2 protein-coding genes are annotated in these 1209 nt (G+C 68.2%); one reads left to right on the plus strand and one right to left on the minus strand.

Features of this window, described 5'->3' with window-relative positions:
* Positions 1-131, minus strand: a 131-nt coding sequence (locus tag A9Z05_RS38335; RefSeq protein ID WP_141723349.1) for a DUF3683 domain-containing protein, incomplete at its 3' end; no start/stop codon positions are given.
* Between the two features lie 598 nt (positions 132-729).
* Between A9Z05_RS38335 and A9Z05_RS04275 the strand changes: the two genes are divergently transcribed.
* Positions 730-1209: pyridoxal-phosphate dependent enzyme (locus tag A9Z05_RS04275; protein WP_141723350.1), on the plus strand; the 480-nt coding region annotated here is incomplete at its 3' end.

Below are 1209 nucleotides of genomic sequence, written 5' to 3' on the forward strand. Positions count from 1 at the left end.
AGCAGGCGGATCACGATCTCGCGATCCGAGAAGGACGTGTAGTTATAGGGAATCTCGCGCAAGCGGGGCGCGGGGTCGGCGGCGACGGCGGCGGCCGCGCCATGCGGATCGAAAACTTGTGGTGCGTTCATGTTCGGACGACTCGGAGGGCCGATATCCCGTGCACGGGCGTCGGCAAGCGCGTGGGCGCAATCTTGGGGAAATCTGTTCTGTTACCAGGCGCGCGGCTGTCCTTCATGGGGCCGGAGCGGGCGACTCGCCCCTCCTGGCCGGCGACAGGGCCTGGCGGCACTCGGAACCATCAGCACGATCGCGCGCGGCGCGCATGCCGTTCGGCCGCGGGGCTGGCTGCGCGCGGCGTCGGCTTCAACGGTGCGATCCGAGGGTGCCTCTGCATCTTCCGAATCCTTGATTCAAAACGGAATTCTAACCCATGATCGGGCCGCCCGTGACACGCCGGACAGGTCGTGGGGCTATCGCCGCGCGCCGCGCCGGGCGGGGTTCAGCGCGGTTTCGTCCGACCATTCGCCGTCCGTCCGGTCGGTAACCGTGCGGTTAAATCGGTCAAGCGCGCCGGTAAAAAGCGGCGCCCGGCGGCGCGAATGCCCCGCCCGCACGCGCACGCGACCGCTCACGACCGCCCGGCCGGCATGCCGCTTGCGTGCGGGCGGACCCTTGGCGCTATCATTGACCCTTTACCGTCTGCATCCGCACTGCACGCGAGCGTCCATGGCATCCCACGATTACCTGAAGAAAATCCTCACCGCGCGCGTCTACGACGTCGCGATCGAGACGGAACTCGAACCGGCCCGCAACCTGTCGGCCCGGCTGCGCAACGCCGTTTACCTGAAGCGCGAGGACAACCAGCCGGTGTTCTCGTTCAAGCTGCGCGGCGCGTACAACAAGATGGCGCACATTCCGGCGGACGCGCTCGCGCGCGGCGTGATTACCGCGTCGGCCGGCAACCACGCGCAGGGCGTCGCGTTCTCGGCGGCCCGGATGGGCATCAAGGCCGTGATCGTCGTGCCGGTCACGACGCCGCAGGTCAAGGTCGATGCGGTGCGCGCGCACGGCGGCCCGAGCGTCGAGGTGATCCAGGCGGGCGAATCGTACAGCGATGCGTACGCGCATGCGGTCAAGGTGCAGCAGGAGCGCGACCTCACGTTCGTCCATCCGTTCGACGATCCGTACGTGATCGCCGGCCAGGGC

The sequence above is a fragment of the Burkholderia sp. A2 genome, from assembly GCF_001729305.1.
GTDB lineage: Bacteria > Pseudomonadota > Gammaproteobacteria > Burkholderiales > Burkholderiaceae > Burkholderia > Burkholderia sola.